23 protein-coding genes and 1 pseudogene are annotated in these 20915 nt (G+C 40.9%); 12 read left to right on the top strand and 12 right to left on the bottom strand.

The window, feature by feature from the left end; genetic code table 11:
* Positions 1 to 75 precede the first annotated feature (75 nt).
* Positions 76 to 984 carry a heme o synthase gene (cyoE, locus tag J2X07_RS03300; protein WP_310256388.1) on the top strand — a complete coding sequence of 303 codons (909 nt, stop codon included), beginning with the start codon at positions 76 to 78 and terminating at the stop codon, positions 982 to 984.
* 264 nt (positions 985 to 1248) lie between these two features.
* Positions 1249 to 2070: an STAS domain-containing protein gene (locus J2X07_RS03295; RefSeq protein WP_310256386.1), complete on the top strand. Its 822-nt coding sequence runs from the start codon at positions 1249 to 1251 to the stop codon at positions 2068 to 2070.
* A 47-nt stretch (positions 2071 to 2117) separates the two neighbouring features.
* Here J2X07_RS03295 and J2X07_RS03290 read toward each other — a convergent pair whose 3' ends face one another.
* Together J2X07_RS03290 and J2X07_RS03285 are read right to left on the bottom strand one after the other, a co-directional pair.
* The gene (locus J2X07_RS03290) at positions 2118 to 2633 is read right to left on the bottom strand and encodes a DUF3189 family protein (RefSeq protein ID WP_310256384.1); all 516 of its coding nucleotides are present in this window, start codon (positions 2631 to 2633) and stop codon (positions 2118 to 2120) included.
* A 117-nt stretch (positions 2634 to 2750) separates the two neighbouring features.
* Positions 2751 to 2954, bottom strand: a complete 204-nt coding sequence (locus tag J2X07_RS03285; protein WP_310256383.1) for a hypothetical protein — start codon at positions 2952 to 2954, stop codon at positions 2751 to 2753.
* Positions 2955 to 3195: 241 nt separating this feature from the next.
* Here J2X07_RS03285 and J2X07_RS03280 point away from each other — a divergent pair, with 241 nt between their 5' ends.
* On the top strand, positions 3196 to 3660 hold the full coding sequence (locus tag J2X07_RS03280; protein WP_310256382.1) for a DinB family protein: 465 nt from the start codon (positions 3196 to 3198) through the stop codon (positions 3658 to 3660).
* A 251-nt stretch (positions 3661 to 3911) separates the two neighbouring features.
* Here the strand turns inward: J2X07_RS03280 and J2X07_RS03275 are convergent, their stop codons facing one another.
* The 5 genes and pseudogenes from J2X07_RS03275 to J2X07_RS03255 all read right to left on the bottom strand — a co-directional run.
* A complete protein-coding gene (locus tag J2X07_RS03275; RefSeq protein WP_310256381.1) occupies positions 3912 to 4661 on the bottom strand; it encodes an ABC transporter permease in 750 nt (249 codons plus the stop codon).
* Positions 4662 to 5423 carry an ABC transporter ATP-binding protein gene (locus J2X07_RS03270; protein WP_310256379.1) on the bottom strand — a complete coding sequence of 254 codons (762 nt, stop codon included), beginning with the start codon at positions 5421 to 5423 and terminating at the stop codon, positions 4662 to 4664.
* Positions 5424 to 5590: 167 nt separating this feature from the next.
* Complete coding sequence (locus J2X07_RS03265) at positions 5591 to 5932, bottom strand: DUF1048 domain-containing protein (protein ID WP_310256378.1); 342 nt, start codon at positions 5930 to 5932, stop codon at positions 5591 to 5593.
* A 71-nt stretch (positions 5933 to 6003) separates the two neighbouring features.
* A complete protein-coding gene (locus J2X07_RS03260; RefSeq protein ID WP_310257382.1) occupies positions 6004 to 6324 on the bottom strand; it encodes a PadR family transcriptional regulator in 321 nt (106 codons plus the stop codon).
* A gap of 347 nt (positions 6325 to 6671) precedes the next feature.
* Positions 6672 to 6869, bottom strand: a pseudogene (locus J2X07_RS03255) (5'-methylthioadenosine nucleosidase); the annotation flags it as partial.
* A 195-nt stretch (positions 6870 to 7064) separates the two neighbouring features.
* Between J2X07_RS03255 and J2X07_RS03250 the strand changes: the two are divergent.
* The 6 genes from J2X07_RS03250 to J2X07_RS03225 all read left to right on the top strand — a co-directional run bounded on the left by J2X07_RS03250 (position 7065) and on the right by J2X07_RS03225 (position 14264).
* Entirely contained in the window at positions 7065 to 7355 is a 291-nt protein-coding gene (locus J2X07_RS03250) for a hypothetical protein (protein WP_310256377.1), read from the top strand.
* Positions 7356 to 7473: 118 nt separating this feature from the next.
* Positions 7474 to 9372 carry a putative thiazole-containing bacteriocin maturation protein gene (locus J2X07_RS03245; RefSeq protein ID WP_310256375.1) on the top strand — a complete coding sequence of 633 codons (1899 nt, stop codon included), beginning with the start codon at positions 7474 to 7476 and terminating at the stop codon, positions 9370 to 9372.
* Positions 9369 to 11309: a TOMM precursor leader peptide-binding protein gene (locus J2X07_RS03240; RefSeq protein ID WP_310256373.1), complete on the top strand. Its 1941-nt coding sequence runs from the start codon at positions 9369 to 9371 to the stop codon at positions 11307 to 11309. The genes J2X07_RS03245 and J2X07_RS03240 overlap by 4 nt, the downstream gene beginning before the upstream one ends.
* A 20-nt stretch (positions 11310 to 11329) precedes the next feature.
* Complete coding sequence (locus tag J2X07_RS03235) at positions 11330 to 12892, top strand: SagB family peptide dehydrogenase (protein WP_310256371.1); 1563 nt, start codon at positions 11330 to 11332, stop codon at positions 12890 to 12892.
* Positions 12893 to 13128: 236 nt separating this feature from the next.
* Positions 13129 to 13653 (top strand): DUF5412 family protein, encoded by a 525-nt coding sequence (locus tag J2X07_RS03230; RefSeq protein ID WP_310256369.1) that lies wholly within the window; start codon positions 13129 to 13131, stop codon positions 13651 to 13653.
* An 80-nt stretch (positions 13654 to 13733) separates the two neighbouring features.
* The gene (locus tag J2X07_RS03225) at positions 13734 to 14264 is read left to right on the top strand and encodes a GNAT family N-acetyltransferase (protein WP_310256367.1); all 531 of its coding nucleotides are present in this window, start codon (positions 13734 to 13736) and stop codon (positions 14262 to 14264) included.
* Positions 14265 to 14361: 97 nt separating this feature from the next.
* On the opposite strand, the gene J2X07_RS03220 is transcribed toward J2X07_RS03225, so the two are convergent.
* From J2X07_RS03220 to J2X07_RS03210, 3 genes are all read right to left on the bottom strand, one after another.
* Positions 14362 to 15015: a DsbA family oxidoreductase gene (locus tag J2X07_RS03220; RefSeq protein WP_310257380.1), complete on the bottom strand. Its 654-nt coding sequence runs from the start codon at positions 15013 to 15015 to the stop codon at positions 14362 to 14364.
* 429 nt (positions 15016 to 15444) lie between these two features.
* On the bottom strand, positions 15445 to 16953 hold the full coding sequence (locus J2X07_RS03215; protein ID WP_310256364.1) for a malate:quinone oxidoreductase: 1509 nt from the start codon (positions 16951 to 16953) through the stop codon (positions 15445 to 15447).
* A gap of 249 nt (positions 16954 to 17202) precedes the next feature.
* Positions 17203 to 18033: an aminoglycoside adenylyltransferase domain-containing protein gene (locus tag J2X07_RS03210; RefSeq protein WP_310256362.1), complete on the bottom strand. Its 831-nt coding sequence runs from the start codon at positions 18031 to 18033 to the stop codon at positions 17203 to 17205.
* Between the two features lie 180 nt (positions 18034 to 18213).
* Here J2X07_RS03210 and J2X07_RS03205 point away from each other — a divergent pair, with 180 nt between their 5' ends.
* The 3 genes from J2X07_RS03205 to J2X07_RS03195 all read left to right on the top strand — a co-directional run bounded on the left by J2X07_RS03205 (position 18214) and on the right by J2X07_RS03195 (position 19517).
* Positions 18214 to 18633 (top strand): SRPBCC family protein, encoded by a 420-nt coding sequence (locus tag J2X07_RS03205; protein WP_310256361.1) that lies wholly within the window; start codon positions 18214 to 18216, stop codon positions 18631 to 18633.
* The gene (locus J2X07_RS03200) at positions 18633 to 18959 is read left to right on the top strand and encodes an ArsR/SmtB family transcription factor (protein WP_310256359.1); all 327 of its coding nucleotides are present in this window, start codon (positions 18633 to 18635) and stop codon (positions 18957 to 18959) included. The genes J2X07_RS03205 and J2X07_RS03200 overlap by 1 nt, the downstream gene beginning before the upstream one ends.
* Positions 18960 to 19046: 87 nt before the next feature.
* Positions 19047 to 19517: a DinB family protein gene (locus J2X07_RS03195; protein WP_310256357.1), complete on the top strand. Its 471-nt coding sequence runs from the start codon at positions 19047 to 19049 to the stop codon at positions 19515 to 19517.
* Between the two features lie 112 nt (positions 19518 to 19629).
* Here the strand turns inward: J2X07_RS03195 and J2X07_RS03190 are convergent, their stop codons facing one another.
* Together J2X07_RS03190 and J2X07_RS03185 are read right to left on the bottom strand one after the other, a co-directional pair.
* Positions 19630 to 20484, bottom strand: a complete 855-nt coding sequence (locus J2X07_RS03190) for an SEC-C metal-binding domain-containing protein (RefSeq protein WP_310256355.1) — start codon at positions 20482 to 20484, stop codon at positions 19630 to 19632.
* Between the two features lie 274 nt (positions 20485 to 20758).
* The gene (locus J2X07_RS03185; protein ID WP_310256353.1) at positions 20759 to 20899 is read right to left on the bottom strand and encodes a hypothetical protein; all 141 of its coding nucleotides are present in this window, start codon (positions 20897 to 20899) and stop codon (positions 20759 to 20761) included.
* Positions 20900 to 20915: the final 16 nt, after the last annotated feature.

Raw genomic sequence — 20915 nt, 5'->3', positions numbered from 1 at the left:
AGAGAGAAAGAATTAAGATTACAATGAATTGGTTATGATAGTGAGACGAATAAAATGAAGATGGTGTCAATTAGTATGGATACAGGTATTCAAAAACAAAAAACGTCAGCTATTCTCGGACAGACGGTGAAAACGGGAATCATTAAATCAAATCTCGTTCCGATGTTCGCAGGATTGACGCTGGCATTATATACGTACGATATTAATCCGGCCGATAAAATGCTCGACATCTTACTTGCCTTAATCGGTACGATCTTAGTGATCGGTTCTGCGGGAACATTTAATAATTTATATGACCGCGATATCGATGCCATTATGGAAAGAACAAAAAGCAGACCAACCGTTACTGGCGAAATGAACGCAAAAGCGGCATTATGGTTGGCTATTTTGATGGCCGTCATTGGAATCGTTGCTCTTGCCTTTACTACTCCACTCGCTGGATTGTTAGGTTTTCTCGGACTTTTCTTTTATGTCGTTCCTTATACGATGTGGACGAAAAGAAGAACAATCTACAACACGGAAGTAGGAAGTATTTCAGGTGCGATGCCTCCCGTTATCGGGTGGGCTGCAATGGTAGGCAGTATTGCACATCCCGCTGTTGCTGCACTATTCATCATCCAGGTCATTTGGCAGATGCCGCATTTTTATGCGATTGCAATCAGACGTCATGATGAATATAAAGCTGCAAAAATTCCGATGCTGCCAGTCGTAAAGGGTGTTCAACGAACTTACACGCAAACCAATGTGTATCTGGTGTTGTTAAGCTTAACCAGCTTTCTTTTCTTGCCGCTAAGCTTGGGACTTACATTGGTGGCATTGCTGATGAATGTTGGCTGGCTCGTTCTTAGTATCTACGGCTACAAAAAAAATAAGGATTCGGAGCAATGGGCAAAGTTATTGTTCATCTACTCTCTGATCCATATGACGATCTTGTTCTCAACCGTAATTGTTTACTCACTCGTCGGTATATATTTCTTAAAATAATTAAAGAAGAGGCTGAATCAAAAGAGTTTAAACTTTTGATCCGCCTCTTTTTCCTTTTTAGAATCACGTTTGTTGGACTAAGGTCTTTGTTTGTTGGATTAGGAGCTTTGTTTGTTGGATTACACCCCATGTTTGTAAATTAACTATATTAAACATCTATACCAATGAAATATTTAATTAACAATCATTTAATGATAGACGTCATTAAACAGAAATAATATTATTAAAATATGGGGCTTTAATTTTGGATGATGGAGGAAACAAATGAACTACGAACTGCAGCAATATTTATTGAACCGAGCAAAAGATTCCTCAGAGAATTGGTATGCTACCCTTCTAAAAGATGATACTACAGGTGTCTTTGCATCGAGAGATCCTCACACAATAGAATCATACAGAGAATCCAATCATAAATTTCATCTGATGCTATGTACTGTTTTTTCAGAAGATAATGAAATATTCCAGTTAGGGCTGGATGCCTATATAGATGTTATGATTAAAAACCGTGATTTTTTAAATACGCCACTTCACTTTATCTTAAGAGAACTTCAACGAACGCAAGATCTTTTTCTGGACCTTATACAAGATTTTTTAAAACAAGAATTTGGAGATTTTGTGCCAGAAGAATCCCTTGCATGGAACCGTTCAATCATTGATGCGATTAATCTCATCATTTTAAAATATGTAGAAGCTGATTATCAGAATGCTCTTGGAAAGTTAGATATTCAGCGGGACGTGATCACAGAGCTTAGTTCTCCCGTCATTCAATTAAGCCGCGATACAGGTCTGCTCCCTATTGTTGGTGATATTGATACGAACCGTGCACAGCATATGATTGAAACGACACTAGAGCAATGCACTAAAAAGAACATTGATAGACTTTTCATCGATCTATCTGGTGTTTTAGTCATCGACACGATGGTCGCTCATCAAATATTTAAGCTGGTTGATTCTTTAAAGCTGTTAGGCATTGATCCGATCCTTTCTGGTTTGCGGCCCGAGATTGCACAGACCGCTGTCCAGCTGGGCGTCTCATTTGATAACATCAAGATCACTTCTACTCTCGCAAAAGCTCTAAATTTTTAAGATTTAAAAAGCTTCCTTTCTCAGGGAAGCTTTTTACAATTCATTTTTTAAGCATACAAAAGCTCTTTTGTGTTTTCTAAAACTAAGACGGGTTCATCAGAAAGTCTCGCTCTTTCTTTCGTATGTTCTACCAAATACTCAATATGAGCGGAGGCTTGTTTGGCTCCCCTTACTAAGAGTGGAACACCGATAAAGTCGATTCCGAGCCGCCTTGAAAACAACCCGCCAAACGTCATTGCAATCGGCACTGTTGGTGATGTATTGGAGAAAACAATTCTTTCGGCAGAATGGCTATCCTTCTGCAGCAGTTCGAACAAGTTTTTCAAACCCGGCACGAAAATCTTGGAGTTGCCTCGGCCGACTGTATAAACAGAGTGACCATCCTCATCGACCCCATGAAAAATGATTTTTCCCATATCCGATGTCTTGAGTTTGTTAAAGTAATCTACATTCAGTATTTGTTCTTTTGTCAGTGGCTGATTATGTGGAAGCTTCTTCAAATGGAACGCCGCAGCAAGTGACGTCGTATGCGTTCCTCCATAATCGTTATAGATAAAGATCATGCTAACATCTCCTAAGGTCTATTCATCCATAATTATCACCTATAAAAAATGAGATATACCTATTAACTAATTTGCCAGAAAGCATAGTCCGCATTTTATTCGATTAACTGCTAACCTTTAGCTTCCTGTTTTGTTCCAATAAACGACAGTAGCATCTAATTCACCGGAACTTACAACACGCGATAAAAGTCCATTTCTATTAAAGATTTTAAGAGTTTGAGTCGCTTGACGTTCGCTAGTCTCAACAAGCAAATGACCTCCTGGAGCAAGCCAATGTGACGCCTCATCAGCAATTTCCTTCTGAATATCATGTCTATCCATCCCCCCGTCAACGGCAATTTTCTGAGGAAAGAATCTGCATGGAATTTCAATCGATTTTCTTCCGAGTGTGTCTCACCTCCTGTCCCGAGGAAAGCGAGCAGCCTGAAACGGAAATCAACTACTTTCAAAAACAACGATAAATACGAAAAAAGCTTTATTTTACAGCTAAATTTGCTGGCAGGACTTATTACTATTTAAAAGAACTTTTATTAAAGTACTTATATCAAAGGAGAGTGAAAAAATGATTTTAACAAAAGAGGATTTGTTTGAGATTTTAGAAGGCAACAGAAGATTAACGATGCGTATAATTGAAGCATTTCCCGAAGACAAATTATTCAACTATTCACCTGACGAAAAGCTCCGCCCCTTCGCAGAAATGGTTAAGGAAATCATGAATATTGAAAACGGTTATGTCCGTGGAATTACACTCGATGTTTGGGAGTATGAAGATTTGTTTGCTGGGATATCTGCAAAAGAAGAGTTAATTAAAGTGAGTAACAAAGTGCGGGAAGAGACGAGAAAATTGTGGAGTGAAATGCCTGCAGAGAGACTTAACATAATGGTTAAAGATCCCTTTTTCGGTGAAGAACAAAGCCACTTTGCAAGACTTCAATACAGCTTGGAAAATGAGATCCACCACAGAGGACAGGGTTATACTTACCTTAGAATACTAGGCATCGAGCCACCTGAGTTTTATGTGAGATAATACGTTACAATAAGAAAAACCAAACCGTAGCAAGTTTGGTTTTTCGTTTAAATAATGGTACAAACTATGAAACCAGCAATTATCCCTTTAATAGCTTCAAAAGTGGTAGCACAATCACCTTGAAAACGGGAAATAGCAAACCCACTAGCTTATCAATACCATTTTGCTTCAAAATATACGGTCAATTATATCTATGTGACTTGTTCTTTTCATTCCTCCTCCTGCGAAGTAGCACTACCCGTTGTAAATTCTTACCCTAACTGGCGTTTAAACTTTTTACTAGCGAAGAAATAAGCGATGACCATGATACCGACACACCAAGCAAGCGCTACCCATATATCACTGCCAACAGCTCCTTCATACAATAGTGCACGGACTGCATTCACGATTGAAGTCACGGGCTGGTTCTCAGCGAACGCACGGACAACTTTTGGCATGGTTTCGGTAGGAACAAAGGCCGAACTGATAAACGGCAGGAAAATCAATGGGTATGAGTAAGCTGTTGCCCCTTCCATTGACCCCGCTGTCAATCCGGGAATGACCGCCAGCCATGTCAACGCCAGCGTAAACAGCGCGAAGATCCCAGCTATCGCGAGCCACTCCAATAGACCAGCGCTGGAACGGAAGCCCATCAAAAGCGCGACGAGAATAACTATCATGATAGTAAGCGCATTGGAAACAAGCGAGGTCAACACGTGTGCCCACAATACCGACGAGCGCTTAATGGGCATTGTAAGGAAACGCGCCATCAACCCGCTCTTTACATCCGTAAACAGCCTTACTGACGTGTACGCGACGCCGGATGCGATAGCCATCAGTAAGATTCCCGGCAATAAATAATTGACGTAGTTGTCCGTGCCTGTCTCTATGGCTCCGCCAAATACATAGACAAATAGCAGCATCATCATAATCGGCGTAATCGCCACCGTGATAATCGTATCAGGGCTGCGCATGATGTTGCGCATTAATCGTCCTAGTAATACTCCTGTTTTGCTTTTCATTTACATTGCCTCCTTATTGCTGATAATTGAGAGGAAAATTTCTTCCAATGTCGGCTGCTTCTCGATGTACTCCACTTTTGCTGGAGGAAACATCTCTTTGAGTTCGGTAAGAGTACCGGTCTTGATAATTTTTCCGCCATGCAGGATGGCGATCCTGTCCGCTAGTTGTTCTGCTTCCTCCAGGTACTGGGTCGTAAGCAGGATGGTCGTACCGCTGCTGGCAAGCTCCTTGACGGTATTCCAGACTTCAATACGTGCTTCTGGGTCAAGTCCTGTCGTCGGCTCGTCGAGAAAAATGACTGCCGGCTCCCCGATCAGGCTCATAGCGATGTCCAGCCGGCGCTTCATCCCACCTGAATATTGGTCTGCCCGGCGGTTGGCAGCATCGGTCAGACTGAATCTTCTGAGCAGATTGTCTGCGACTTGAGCAGGATTAGAAACTCCCCGCAACTGGGCGATCATCATCAGGTTTTCATGCCCGGTGAGCATGCCATCTACAGCTGCGAATTGTCCTGTCAGGCTGATGCTCTGGCGAACCTGATCCGGTTGACGCTGGACATCAAAGCCGCAAATACTTGCTTTTCCGCCATCGGGCTTCATCAGTGTCGAGAGGATATTGACCGTCGTTGTCTTGCCCGCTCCATTTGAACCCAGCAATGCGAAAATTTCGCCACGCCTCACCTCAAAATCCACTCCCTTTAATACTTCCTTATCTTTATAGGATTTTTCCAACTCTTTTACAGCAATCACCAATTCGTTCATTTTGTTTGCCTCCTTATAAAATAGCGCCTTGCACAGCTAGATTGCCGAAACTCAGCTATTTAGTATGACTTATATTCTGTAACACTTACTACTGGATTAAAAATATAACCGAATAGCAAAATCGACATTTTTAACTAGCTATTCAGTCAGTATTATTTATATTGAATTCATTCTTTTTCCAAATGCTTCTTGATACTCTGATTCAATTCCTCACGATACTTGGCGACATACGTTTTAGCGTTTGCCACTAACTCATCGGCAAAGGCAGCTACGTCATCCCCGGTGATTTCAAGCACTTGTCTGCCATCGGCCGCACCGGCTTCAAACAACTCGATTAATTCATACTGCATGTGCAGCATATCCATTCCGTTGCCTGCTGAGAAATTCCACATGTAGTTTTGAATTTTTTTAAATACAAACTGGTAATCCTCTGGTAAAGCCTCAACCCGAGCCATCATCATTTTGTACTCTTTTTTATCACCAATCATTTTTTTGAACATTTCCAACATATTATTTTTCCTCCTTTTTAATAAAACTGAACAAGACATTCCAAAAAGATCGGACGGAATATGTTATGAATCTATGTTGACTTTAAGACGTTGATTTTCGATGATACAAAGTCCCATTTTTTCCAAAATAAATCAAGCTCTTGGCGTCCAGCCTCATTAAGTGAGTAAAACTTGCGTGGCGGACCCATATCTGACGGTTTCTTTTCTATGCTCACCAGTTTCTTCTTTTCTAATCGCACGAGGATCGTGTAGACCGTCCCCTCCACGACTTCAGTAAATCCAATCTCATTCAAACGTCGGGTAATCTCGTAGCCATATGTTTCATGGCGGCTGATGATTTCCAGCACGCAGCCTTCCAGTGAACCCTTTAGCATTTCAGTTAAATGTTCTATTGTCATAGCCTCCTCTATTTGGTCTGACTTATATCCAGTATAACTTAGTACCGAACAAAAATTTTTTACTTAACAGCTTTCGGGAAATCGAGCTATTAAGTAATACTTATTACATGTATAATGTAACACTGAGTAGTGAGGGTGTCAACTAATTTTTGTAAAAACATTTCTGCATCCCACTATTAAGTGACCTCGTTATCCCGTGTTACATACTACTAGTATATTGTATTACGGAGTAGATGATTTTGTCACTCTTATTTTTTAAATATTTTTCTAATTTGGATAGCTTATTTAAACTTCTGTAGCCAGAACTTTCCTTCTAGTTGCGTATATGAGAAAACCGGTTCCAACATCCCTAGCATCATCGTTTCGGTCGGATGAATTCCTTCATTTTCTTCCGCTGGGGGTGTCTTTAAAGAACCCAAGTTTACCGTTCTTTTTCCTAATACGATATCAACAAAAACATTTAAGTTCGGGTCATGACCGCCAGATGTTCCTAGGTTGATGATGGCGATTGGATGGTACTTTTCAATTGCAATGGCAGTACCTCATACATGAAAGATCCTTCTCTTACAACAGATAGTAACTTAGGACATGCTTTCCCCATAATTTATTATGAGGAATTTGAGATGATTTTGCCATTCTCAACTCGATTCTAGTATGACAAATAGATGAGGAGGTGTTTTTATTGGATGAGAAACACCAATGGAATCTAGAAGGTTTGAATACTGGTGATCTGCATGTCAGCGGAGGTACGCCACAATATCCACAAGGTCAAAATTCAAGTGATCAAGCTAGGCAGTGCGTTGGGTTATTTTTCTGCGTTGGTTTCTGTATCGGCTTCTGCGGCGGCTGTGGTGGCTGTGGTGGATGCGGAGGTTGCGGTGGATGTGCTCGTTGTGCCCGCTGTGGTGGATGCGGAGGTTGCGGTGGCCGATGTGGCGGCTGCGGAGGACATTGCGGACGTGGGCCAGACCGTTGTGACGGAGGCAGCTGTCGTTAATTTGTCCCAAGAATGTATTATCATTTAAAAATTGCCCTGCATGGAATGTGCAGGGCTTTTACCGTTGGCTAGACATAATGGACAAAAGGAATCCATACAAATAAATTGATGCAAATATGTTAAGCGTTCTGAAAAGGAGGGGTACCATGCAAGCATTTAATCCTTCAATGTGTTTGAAGGTGAATAGAGATACTTTTGTTTTGCCACAATCGAACAATGGCGTCTATATTCGAAACAATGTAACTTCTATTCGAATGGATGGAAGCACCATTGAAAAATGGCTGGAACGATTAATTCCCATGTTCGACGGAAATCGTTCACTCGAACATATAACGGCCGGCTTACCCGATTCGTACAAAGATCAGGTGTATAAAATTGCTCAAGTTTTAATTGAGAACGGATTTGTGCGTGATGTCAGCGCGGATCTCCCCCATCAGCTACCCGATCACATTCAAATGAAATACGCTTCCCAAATCGAATATTTAAATCATATCAGTGACTCTGGCGGATACCGATTTCAAGTCTTTCGTCAGTCGAAAGTAGCTGTAATGGGTTCAGGCAGTCTTCTTCTCTCTCTCGTTCATTCATTGGTTCAATCCGGACACACTCGCTTCAGCATCCTGCCAGGGGATCTAAATCAAAACGAAGAGCTTCGGTTAAGTGAGATCTTAGGTGATGCAAGCAAGTCAGATTCAGATACAAAAATTACGATTGTAAGTCCAGAAAATAAGGCATGGGGCGAAATGCTAGAATCGTTCGATTTCATCCTTTATGGAACAAAAGACGGTGACCTAGATGAGCTTCGTACCATTCAAAACGTTTGCAAAGTACAACGTAAGCATTTTCTGCCCGTAACGATCATAAAAAATCTAGCTTTTGCCGGACCGTTCGTTTCAGCTGAATCGGAATCGTGCTGGGAGTCTGCTTACCGCAGGATTCATGAACGTCCGAAAAATGATAACCAATCCTTCTCCTCAACAGCCGGTTCATTGTTAGCAAATGCAGCTGTTTTTGAACTGTTCAAAGAAATCACCGGCGTACAAGCCAAAGTATTTGAAAATACAAATGAGCGTCCCTTTTACCTGCTTAACTTGGAAACGCTAGAAGGAAACTGGCACAGCGCTATTCCCCATCCCCTAGTGACTGGCCGTATTCATAAGGAAGCAATTCAAGATCCGCTTCTATTTTTAGAAAAAAGAAACAAAGTGCAAAACGATTTGCATGCTTTGTTTTATCAAATGACTTCAAAAGAATCTGGCATTTTTTATTGTTGGGAAGAAGAAGACTTACTGCAGCTTCCCTTGTCACAATGTAAAGTTCAGGTGGCAGATCCGCGTTCAGACAGCCCTGCACGGCTTCAGCCTGAGATTGTCTGTTCAGGACTTACACACGAAGAAGCGCGTTTAGAAGCAGGTCTCTGCGGACTTGAAAGTTATGTAAGTCAATATAATAAAGCAATACTAGGTATTGGAACCGGGGCAACCGCCTTAGAAGGATTATGCAGGGCACTGCAAAATGGGCTTCATGAGGAATTTGTAAAACATACGGCTAACGGTGCCATCCTTCAATCAAAATTAGACAGTAAGCCACTAAGAGATTCTCGCTCTCAATTTTTAATAAGAGCTCTATCAACTTTACAATCAAAACCAGAACTGTATTTAGGTCAGGCGTTATTCGGTTTTCCTGTTGTTTGGGTTGGTTCGAATGGTCATTGGTATGGAAGTGTCGGGCTGGATATGAAAATGGCTTTAAATAGGGCATTACAAACCGCTGTGATGGACGCACAAAATAAAGAGACGTCACGCAATCCATATGGCGTTGTCATTTCCTCCGCTGATCTGATGAAGCATGACCCAGTACCACACAAGGTTCCGGTTCCACCTTTTAAAAAGAAGCCGCTCAAAGAAACATTCACTACAGCCTTACACACATTAAAAAGAAATAATATGCAGGCACAGTTCTTTGTTCTCCATGCGGAATCAATTTTTGAAGAGAACACAGCTGGCCTATTTGGGATGACGATAAGCGGGGAGGAACTTACATGAGCCACTCAATCGCCGTTGTCGGAGAAGGTTTGTTGGCTGATTATGTATACAAAGAGCTGAGTGGAATCTATCAAATTACGCGCTGGTCCTCTATGGATGAAGCTAGTCCGAATGGAGAAAATCTAGCGTTAGTGCTCCATGATTCCTGGAGACCGGCTGAACATCTAAAGGCTGATGACGTCTTTCGCTCAAGCGGTATCCCATGGCTTAGGGGATTCATAGCATTTGGCGAAGCAAACATTGGCCCCCTTGTTCTTCCTGACAAAAAAGGGTGCTCGCAATGTGCAGATGTTCGCCGTTTTATGACGGGACCAGACCGGAGAGAACAATTTCAAATAAAAGAATATAAGATGGATCAGCGTAATATCCAGCAAGACCCATGGGCAACAAATCTAGGATTATGGCAAACTTCCCTTCTCGTTCAAGAAGAGGTTCATAGATTTTTTAACGGTGAAAAAGCGCAGACACATGAGCACGTACTTTTTCTTCATCTAAACACGCTCAGGCTGTCTCGCCATTTCATTTTGCCTGACCCCTATTGCCACGTGTGCAGTGATCTGCCAGAGGATACAGCGGACCTCGCAAAAATAGAACTGAAACAAAGTCCAAAGACATCGATTGATAGCTACCGATGCCGCTCCATGGACGATCTACAGACGGTTCTAAGCCAGGACTACTTAGACAGCCGGACGGGGCTTCTTAATTTTAAAAGATATGACTTCACTTCCCCTTTTGCCGATACGATCGTGAATCTTCCTTTATTGTCAGGCAATGAACTGAATGCCGGTCGTACGCAATCTTATGCGCAAAGTGAACTTGCGGGCATTTTAGAAGGACTCGAGAGAAATTGCGGTTATTCACCAAAAGGAAAACGAACGCAGGTGTATGAGCCTTATTCAAAGGTGGAAAAATACGCCATTGATCCTCAATCCATTGGACTGCATACAGAGAAACAATACGAATTGCCTGACTTCCCTTTCAGACCATTGGATGAAGACCGTCCCATTCATTGGGTTTGGGGTTATTCCTTAACAGAGAACCGTCCGATCTTGGTCCCAGAGATTTTCGCTTATTACAGCTTAGGTGGCGGTGAAGGCTTTGTTTATGAAACATCTAACGGCTGTGCAGTCGGTGGAAGCTTAGAGGAAGCCATCCTTTATGGCATTTTCGAAATTGTAGAGCGGGATTCGTTCCTTATGACGTGGTACGCTGAACTCCCGATCCCGCGTCTTGATAATAAATCCATAGACGACCAGGAACTGCAGCTCATGATCCAGCGTATACATGCTGTCACCGGATTTGAGGTTCATTTATTTAATGCAACTACCGAGAACGGTATTCCGAGCATTTGGGCCTTGGCTAAAAACACGAAGGAAAAAGGCATGAACCTGTTATGTGCAGCAGGAGCACATGTTGATCCGCTTCGGGCTGTAAAAGGAGCCGTTCAGGAACTCGCCGGCATGCTTCTCAACATGGACGATACCTTTGAAAAAAATAAAAAGAAATATGTGCAGATGTACAAACATTCGCACCTCGTTCAGCAAATGGAAGACCATTCGATGCTGTACGGTTTAAAAGAAGCGGAGAAACGCTTGTACTTCCTGCTTGATAAACGTCTTGTCAAAGATTTTCACAAGGAATTTGGTCCCGTTCGTAAATCCGCTGATCTTTTAGATGATCTACAGGCGGTCTTAGACGTTTTTAAACAGCTGAAGCTTGAAGTCATTGTCGTGGATCAAACAAGTCCTGAATTGAAACGAAATGCCCTTCATTGTGTAAAAGTCGTGATACCAGGGATGCTGCCGATGACATTTGGACATCACCTCACCCGGCTAAAAGGACTGGATCGGGTGCTGAAGATTCCAGCAAAGCTTGGATATGTAAAAAGACCGCTGAAGTTTAACGAGCTCAATCCTTACCCGCACCCGTTTCCGTAAAAACCTAAGGGGGAAAAGCAATGAACCTCGATGAGTTTTTGTATAAACTTCATTATGAAACAGACAAAGTCATCCCCCCTGACTGGGAGGTGAACTGGGACGACGCCCCTCTTCCCTATAAAATTTACCGAGACTTACCTGTCGTGGACTTACCCGCAGACATACCATTTCAGCTCGAACAAAAAGAAAGAAACGCCAAACCAGGCCTTAAAGAGATCGGTCACTTTCTTATGCTTACGTTCGGAATCACACAGTTTAGCGAATCAATGCCGTTTGCGGGTCAAACGGATACGTGGGCAACATTGCGGCGCTTCGTTCCATCCGGTGGCGGTTTGTATCCAAACGAACTTTATCTCTACTTAAAAATCGATGACCTTCCATCAGGCATTTATCATTATGATACTGCACACCATCGTTTGGTTTGTTTGAGAGAAGGCAATTTTGATGACTACTTAAATAAAGCTCTTGGCAATCGCTGTGACATTTCCTCCACATTCGGGGCTGTTTTTATCTCGACGTTTTTTTGGAAGAACTTTTTCAAATACCACAACTTCTCTTACCGTTTGCAAGGACTCGACTCAGGGTTTGTGATCGGCCAGCTTCTCGAAGTTAGTAAGCGATTTGGATTTGAAACAGGAGTCTATTACCACTTTCTTGATCGCGCAGTTAATCACCTATTAGGGTTGAATGAGCAAGAAGAAAGTGTGTATGGAGTCATTCCGCTTTCCGTGGAAAAAGCGATGCATTGGTTTCGTGATAAGCCGGTAGAACGTATTACGGCTGAACAATTGTGCAGCGAGATGAAACCACTCACCCATCATCATTACGTTCGATCTAAAGTGATCAGGGACTATTCCACCCTGATTACGATGAATGAAGCATGCATGATGGATGAATTCGCAATCCATCCAAAGACGGAAAAGCAAAAGAACGATGAGGCCGACTATCCGATTATCAAATTGCCACAAATTGAACGGTTAACATATGACTTCTTATCCGCCTGTCGAAACCGATATTCACCTGGAATGGATTTTATCTTGAAGCCGATCAATCAGCCTACATTTTCCGCTCTATTACACGAAACCATTTCTACGAGTTCTTACCGAAATGATTTAGACCATGCATTTCACAAGCTCCCTTCCCGAGTCTCACTTCATTGCTGTACGTATAACATTGATGGCTTACAGAATGGCGCTTACCAATATGATGGTTCAGCACATGCTCTAAAACATATTCAATTAGGAGATTTTCGTAGCGCCTTACAAGATGGACTGTTATCTGAATTTGTAAACATGACACAAATTCCGCTTTCTTTTAATATCGTTGGCGACAAAGATCATTACCGAAATGCCTATGGATATCGGGGACACCGCATTCAACACATGGAAGCTGGTATTTTATCTCACCGCCTTCTATTGGCTGCCTTAGCTTTGAATTTGGGCGGGCATCCTATCTTAGGATTTGATGTAAATACTTATGATGAACTCTATCAATTGAACAAGATTACAAAAACGAGTTTGCTCCAGATTCCGATCGGACACTACCGACCACATCCCAGATTACAAGGAGCTCTGCACTCGTAAAATCACTATTAAAAAATTGCCTTGAAGTTTGGATAGAGAAAATAGCTAATACAGCAAAAGCGGCATATCTATTCTGATTTGAATAGGTATGCTTTTTTCATATAATGTTCCAGGTTTTTGTCGGAAGGAGAAAATCGTATCTTAATCGAATTCGTAGAAAGGATAATATTGCTGCTCATATTCAGCTAAAGTGCAGCATTGTTGAAAATCGTAAAACAATTAAAGGAGTAGAGGTTTTGAGTAAAAAATATAATATTTCGGGGTTCTATTTATGCTTGGTGTGTTTGATGTTCACTTTACTTTTGTTTTATACAACATCTACCCAACGATGGGTTGTAGCCCCACCATCATATTTTCTTTGGTTTCTTAGTATAATAGCTTTCTTCTTGGGTTATTTAGGATTAAAAGATAAAACAAATTGGATTTCAAAATGGAGAAGTCGTTATACTATTACTGTTTCATTAATGCTCTCATTCGTTCTTTTTATAGGTGTACTGCGGCTGTTTTTTTACTCTGAAGAATTAATGTTTACTACACATTCCCCTGATGGACAACATACAATCAATTTTTACCTTACAAACGGTGGGGCGACTACAGCTTATGGAGTATTAGGCAAATTAGAAGGTCCGCTTTGGTTCGAAAAAACGATTTATGATGATTACAGAATGGACAGAGCGAATGTTAAGTGGATCAATAATGATAAGATTTCAATCAACAAACATCTTTTAGACTTAAAAAAGGGGGAAACCTACTCGGATTAAAATTTACTTTTTTAAAAATTGGGTGCTTTTATGGAAGATCCAGTAGTGATTAAGTCTAACAAGACATTGGAGGAGCCGTTTTGAAAATAAGAGCGATTCATAAAGGAGAATTTGAATACACAGAAAGTTTTGTTCGTAAAATTTTTAAAAACACAGGTCATACGGATGGAGAATATGAAAAGGCATGGTTAAAGAAGATAAGAGAAAAACCATTTTATATTCCAGAATTTGATTTAGTAGTTGAAGATGAAGGTAAGATTATTGGTCATTTTGTCCTCTCGAAGTTTCCAATTAGTCAAAAACATGAAGATGAAGTGTTAATGCTTTCTCCAGTTTCAGTTGCCATTCCTAATCAGCGTCAGGGCGTTGGCGAATATATGTTGCGGGAAGGCATTCAATTAGCTGCTGATTCAGGGTTTAAGGGAATTGTTGTCGAAGGAGATTTCCGCTATTATCGACGCTTCGGGTTCAGAACTTCAACAGAATTCGGCATACATGCCTCACAGAAAAATCTGCCTCCATCAGAAGATTATTTAATGGCTCTGGAATTGTGCGAAAATGGGTTAAAAAACATTTCAGGTGAAGTGGATTATTCGATGTACAACGATTAAAATTTCTACAATATAGCCAAATGTATAAGTGGATTTACTAAATTTGTTTATAGAAAAAAGAGTCTCACACGCGAGACTCTTTCTTAATCAAACCACACTACTTCTCCGGTATTTCACATCCATCATTATCACAAATCATACCGTCTTTGTCGTTTAACATGGTAATTTTATCCTCGGCGATGATTTTATTCAAAGCCTGGACAAATACATCGGTTGGCTGTGCACCGGTGAGGGCGTACTTTTTATTAATCAGGTAGAATGGCACTCCTGTAATGTTATACTGTCTGGCTGTTTGCTCATCAGCACGGACGGCGTCTGCCATCTCATCACTTGCGAGCATTTTTTCAACATCTCTACGATCCAACCCAACTTCTACGGCAAGTTCTGTTAACGTTTCATGATCGCCAATATGTTTGGATTCGGTAAAATGTGCTCGCAAAATCCGTTCGGTCATCTCTTTCATGAGACCTTGCGATTTCGCAAACATCGTCAGACGGTGAGCATCAAAGGTGTTGGTTAATATTAAACTGTCCATATGATATTCCAGTCCAGCTTCAGTCGCCATTTGCACCATGTTTTGCGTGTTTGCTTTTGCTTGCGCTATACTCATCCCATATTTTTTCGAGAGTTTTTCGTATATATTTTCTTTTACATCACGTTCCATGTTTGGATCCAATTCGTAGCATCGATACGTTACTTCGATCGGATGATCAATCTGCTTAATAGCGTCCTCCAGACGCCTTTTGCCAATATAGCAGAATGGTCAAGCAAAGTCTGTCCACATTTCAATATGCATGGTTATCCCTCCAATAGTTATATTCTTCTTTAGTATAGAAGCTGTGCTTGTTTTTTACACGTGATTTGATTCGGTAACGTGAATGCCGCAAAAGGCTATTTTGTATCCATTGTTGTTTTTAGTGATTTCCGTTTCAGGATGCTCACTTTCCGCGGGGCGAGCGGTGAGCCACATTGGCGCTACGCACCTTTAAGTGTCTCACCTGTCCCGCTGATCCCGCAGGACAAGGAAGGCTTCGGCAGCGTAACATCGCACGAAGAAAATGTGATTTTTCATTTTCGAGGAGTCTCGCACCTTACACTCCAATCACCTTTTATCGAAAAAAAACGTAAAAAAGAACCTTCAATCAACAATCGATCAAAGGTTCTCAATAATTTTATAGAATTAACTAAACGCGAGTTCTTTTTTTTCGCTTGCACTTAGACCAAGCGTTTTTGCTGTTGAAGTTTTGACTTCGTGCAGAAGCTCAGGGTTTTCCATTAGTGACATGCCATAAGAAGGAATCATCTCTTTGATTTTTGGTTCCCATTTCTTCACGTGCTCTGGGAAGCATTTGTTGATGACCTCTAGCATAACGTGAACGGCAGTAGATGCACCCGGAGAAGCACCTAGTAATGCTGCGATCGAACCATCTGCCGAAGTGATCACTTCTGTACCAAATTGAAGAGTTCCTTTTCCGGCTTCCGTGTCTTTGATTACTTGTACACGCTGACCTGCAACGACTAAATCCCAATCCTCTGCTTTAGCATTTGGGATAAACTCACGCAGTTCTTCCATGCGTTGTTCTTTCGATAACAGGACTTGCTGAATCAAGTATTTTGTCAGTGACATCTCTTTTGCGCCAGCTGCCAGCATTGTTAAAACATTGTTCGGCTTTACGGAAGTGACTAAATCAAACAGGGAACCCGTTTTCAAGAACTTTGGCGAGAAGCCTGCAAATGGACCAAACAGCAACGACTTTTTATTGTCGATAAATCTTGTATCCAGATGCGGCACAGACATTGGCGGCGCACCAACCTTCGCTTTGCCGTATACTTTAGCATGCTGCTGTTCGATGACATCCTTATTTTTACAAACCATGAAGATACCGCTTACCGGGAACCCTCCAATATGTTTGCCTTCAGGAATACCGGATTTTTGCAGTAAATGAAGACTTCCACCTCCGCCTCCGATAAAGACGAATTTTGCTTTATGTCGTTCTATGTTACCGCTAACAAGATTCTTGATTTTCAATTCCCACGCGTCATCACTCGTGCGGTTAATATTTTCAACACTATGTTTGTATTTCACATCAACGTTTTTCGCTTTTAAATGGTCAAACAGCATGCGCGTTAAAGCACCAAAGTTAACATCCGTTCCAGCGTCTATTTTCGTTGCTGCTATCGCTTCGTTAACAGATCGTCCTTCCATAATAAGCGGAATCCACTCTAACAGTTTCCCATGGTCATCAGAAAACTCCATCCCTTTGAACAAAGGATTTTTTGACATCGCTTCAAAACGATTCTTTAAATACGCTACATTTTCTTCCCCTTGCACCATACTCATATGAGGCAATGGCATAATAAAGTCTTTTGGATTGTGTATCAGTTTTCTTTTTACGAGATAAGACCAGAATTGCATGGATAGCTGAAATTGCTCATTTATTTTTATCGCTTTACTAATATCGACAGATCCATCGGGCTTTTGTTCCGTGTAGTTCAGCTCGCACAGTGCCGCATGCCCTGTTCCAGCATTATTCCATTCATTAGAACTTTCTTCTCCTGCGGTTTCGAGCTTCTCAAACACTTTAACTTCCCATTCCGGTACGAGTTCTTTCAAGAGCGTCCCCAGAGTCGCACTCATGATTCCGGCACCGATTAAAATGACGTCTGTTTTAGTTTCTTTGTTGCTCATTTTTATCAACCTTTTCCATTAAAATTTGCAGTAAAGATTCAGGCAACACCAAGCGAAGGTGATAACCTCGTCACACACTGTTTTATGTCTCTATTAAAACCAATTCAAAAGCACCATTACAATTATTTACGGAATTTAAATTTACTATTATATGATAATTATAAATTATTTGAAACCTGATAGAAAGGGAAATATATGTTCACATGTGCTAAAAACACACTCTACTGATAAAACAAGTACCATTCAGATCTATTCATTACATGCCTTGATCATAAATTTCATGTACTTCAGCGTGTCTCTTCTTCTCTTAAAAATAGAACTATACAGAGAAAACGTATTTCCATTTCTGATTCTTAATGCTTCACGGATGATGAGGTGATATTCTTCCGGAACTGTTTTGAGTGCATACTCCCCTGCTCCCATTTTTGATGTGATATCCTCTTCTCTCAACGAGTAATACAGACGCGTTACACCAAGCACTCCCCACTCGATCATGCTAGGACTTACGAAAAGACCAAGGTATTGCAGCGACGTAACTCTTTTACACCTGTTTACCCAGTTCAGCCAATAACCGTTGATGTTCTCTACCAGATTCGTTTTCAAGAGGTTCCAGTCAACTGGATAGTTATACGATTCTACCGGAAGACCCTTTACAACAATTCCGTACTTCTTTAATTGATAGGCGTCAATCCAGTTTCGGTGAAAAGGTCTGAATCCTTGCAGATTTCCTTCATTAAAATACGGACATGATGATTCTCCTTCATTATGTCCTTCCAAATCATCTCTCATCACATACATGCCATCTAAGCCCGGTTTCGGAAACTGTCCCTTCATATCCTGATGAATCTGTTTTAACACTTCAAGGTCAGCTTTTGTTAACTTCCTTTTTACGACCGCATAAAAGTCGATATCACTTAATCCCTCTTGATAAGCAACAATCGATACCGAGCCAAACAGATAAAAGGATTCCAGTAAGTTCGGCAGCTTTTCATCCACCATTTTAAAGTACGTTTGTAAAACTATATTCACGGTTGCTGGAATGTGTTTCGTTTCATTCGGTGAAATGGATTCGTTCATCATCTAACCCCGTTTCCCATACCTATTCTCCATACCCATTTTAACATATATATCCAGAAAGCAATTCTCTCTACTTTCATCAAGAAAAATTTTAAGTGATAACATTCAATTGACATATAACCATAAGGTGTTATATCATCAACATGTAACCAAATGGTGTTATTTCAAAATGGAGGGTAAAACATGACGACATTACAAGATATTAAACAAACGGCGATTTTTAACGCACCGATTCAAAAAGTGTGGGACAAGGTATCTACAGCTGAAGGCATGACAGCTTGGTTTATGCCAAACGACTTCAAAGCTGAAGTTGGACACGAGTTTCACATTCAGTCCCCTTTTGGTCCATCACCGTGCAAAGTGCTTGAGATCGATGAGCCTCATAAGGTATCTTTCGCTTGGGATAATGACGGCTGGATCGTTACGTTTTTATTAAAAGAGTTAGGTGAGCAAACTGAATTCACACTTATTCATGGCGGATGGAAAGATGAAAATTCAATCATTGGAAAAGCAGGCGAAAAGAGTTCAATTATCCGTGATCGCATGAACGGCGGCTGGGTTGGCCTTGTGAACGAACGATTGAAAAAGGTCGTTGAGGGATAATGTCTGCTTCAGCAGAAAAACACGATGTCTTTAAAGCAATTGCCGATCCGACGAGACGAGAAGTATTACGGCTGCTCTCAGAGAACGAACGGCCGATCTCTGAGATTGCCGATCACTTTGACATCACCCGAACAGCCGTAACAAAGCACCTGCAAATTTTAACAGATGCCGAGCTCATCAAAGGGCGAAAAGAAGGCAGGGAAAAGATCTATCACCTTAACCCAGAACCGTTGACTGAGGTGCAGCAATGGCTTTCTTATTACGAGAAGTTCTGGAGCAACAAGCTGTCGATATTGAAGCATATCGTGGAAAATAGCGAGGATTAAACAAAAGCTTGTTCCTTAATTGGAGCAAGCTTTTTTATAAGTGTGTGCTCAAGTATAATGTAAATAGAAATTTAAAGGGGGATTTTAATGAAGTCCATTGAATTACTTATTCTTAATTTTAACGAAATTAGAAGGAGAAGCATCAAAGTCTGGACATCCATTCCTGAGGAAAAACTTCACTGGAAGCCAGATGGTGAAGCAATGAGTTGCCTTGAGATGATTCGGCACGTACTAGAAAGCGAACATTATTATCACCTTGCTATTGAAAATAGAGGAAGCTTACCAGTATTCGAATCACCTTTCGAAAATCATCCATTCACAACTGTAAAGGATGAGTTGGAATTTGCAGAACCTTACCGCAAACAATTTATAGAAACCATTAAATCTTATTCAGAAGATGATTTAGATCATATTAAAATTGATCGTTCAGATTCAGGGTACATAAGAGATTTAGGAGATATGCTGCTGCGGATTGCTTATCATGAATCCGTTCATACCGGCCAGTTATTGGATTATTTAAGAACAGCAGGTGCTGAAAGAATTAGCATCTGGGATTAAGGCGTTTTCATGTTTGTTATCACAAAGCAGTAGCTTTCCAATTACAGCTTATCTTGGAAAATGATGAATAAGAAAAAAGCTTAAGGATCATCGTTGTCCTTAAGCTTTCCATCTATACTTCAAAGTTTTTCTTGATGTAAGGAAGTGCGTCTGCAGGGTAAATGCAGTCCAGATCACAAAACTCCCATTTGCTCTTCCCTTTCTCTCTAGCAATCGCAGCATTAAAAATCATACCCTGACAGATGGTTTCCGGCATGTCTTCATCAAAGGTAATGGAGTACTTCTCTTTTGAGATCAAATCAACGGTATGAAGTATCGGAATCATAACTTTTTCTACTAAAAACAAGCCAGCTACCTTCTCTTCATCTCTTTCCGTGAACTCACTGGGATTCCTCAACATACGCATTTGATCATTTAAGCTCCGAATCTCCACACAATTACTAAGAATCCTTTGATTTAAAAGATTATCAATTAGCTCCTGATTGTACTTTGCTAGGATCATCCTAACGGAGCTTTCATTCTTCCAGTCGTACTTTTGATCGGTCCATTTTGCAAACTCGGTAAGCACAGTGAAGAAAGTCTTCATTTTCATTTGTTCATGATCATACAGTTCTATAAAATCAAACAATATGATTTCTTCCCAAAAATCAGGCTCAAGATCTGACCAATCATCAGCTTCAAAACCTGATAATATCTCCCCTAAAAATGTGAGAGTTTCAGTATACTTCTTAATGGTCGGAGCCTTTTTTCCTTCTACCTTATCCAAAAAAAATTGAGCAAGATCTTTTGTATAAAAGTCAGTTGGGTTTAATCGCAAATAATCTGCTGTTTGTTGTAGTTCACGTGACATTTGAGGAGAATTACTGCGACCGCCTTGGACGACAATAAGTTGACTCTCTGTCACCAAACAGCACTTCTTATATTTCTTACCGCTGCCGCAATGGCAGGGATCATTTCTTTCAGTCATATTAACATTCCTTTCCCGTACTATTTACAGGGCATAGTTTTCTTTTACAAAGAAGAGTGCTTTTGGCGGATAAACACACGTCACAAAACTCCCTCGTCCTCTGTCCTTATCGCCTTACGATTTCCGCATAAGTCCGGTTCAAGTTCCCCCCAGGAAACAGTCTCTTCATATTCTGAGAAAGCATCATCGTACAACAGTGTACTTCTCTATGGTAGCTTTGCTTATTCCATCTGTTTTTTCAATCTATCTCCATTAGTTTGCGCATCATTAATGTTTATTCAGCTTTTTTCTCTTCCGCAAGACAAAGGTCCGTTGTTCCAACCATCGTTCCATTCCATTTCTTGCTTCTATAGTACATGAGTGTTGGTCGAGTGAAAAGTAATAAAAAAGAGAATCGCTTATTTGCGATTCTCATTTAATACCACTTATAA

It is taken from the genome of Fictibacillus barbaricus (assembly GCF_031457135.1).
Lineage (GTDB): Bacteria > Bacillota > Bacilli > Bacillales > Fictibacillaceae > Fictibacillus > Fictibacillus barbaricus_A.
This window is presented reverse-complemented; position numbering and strand designations above follow the sequence as displayed.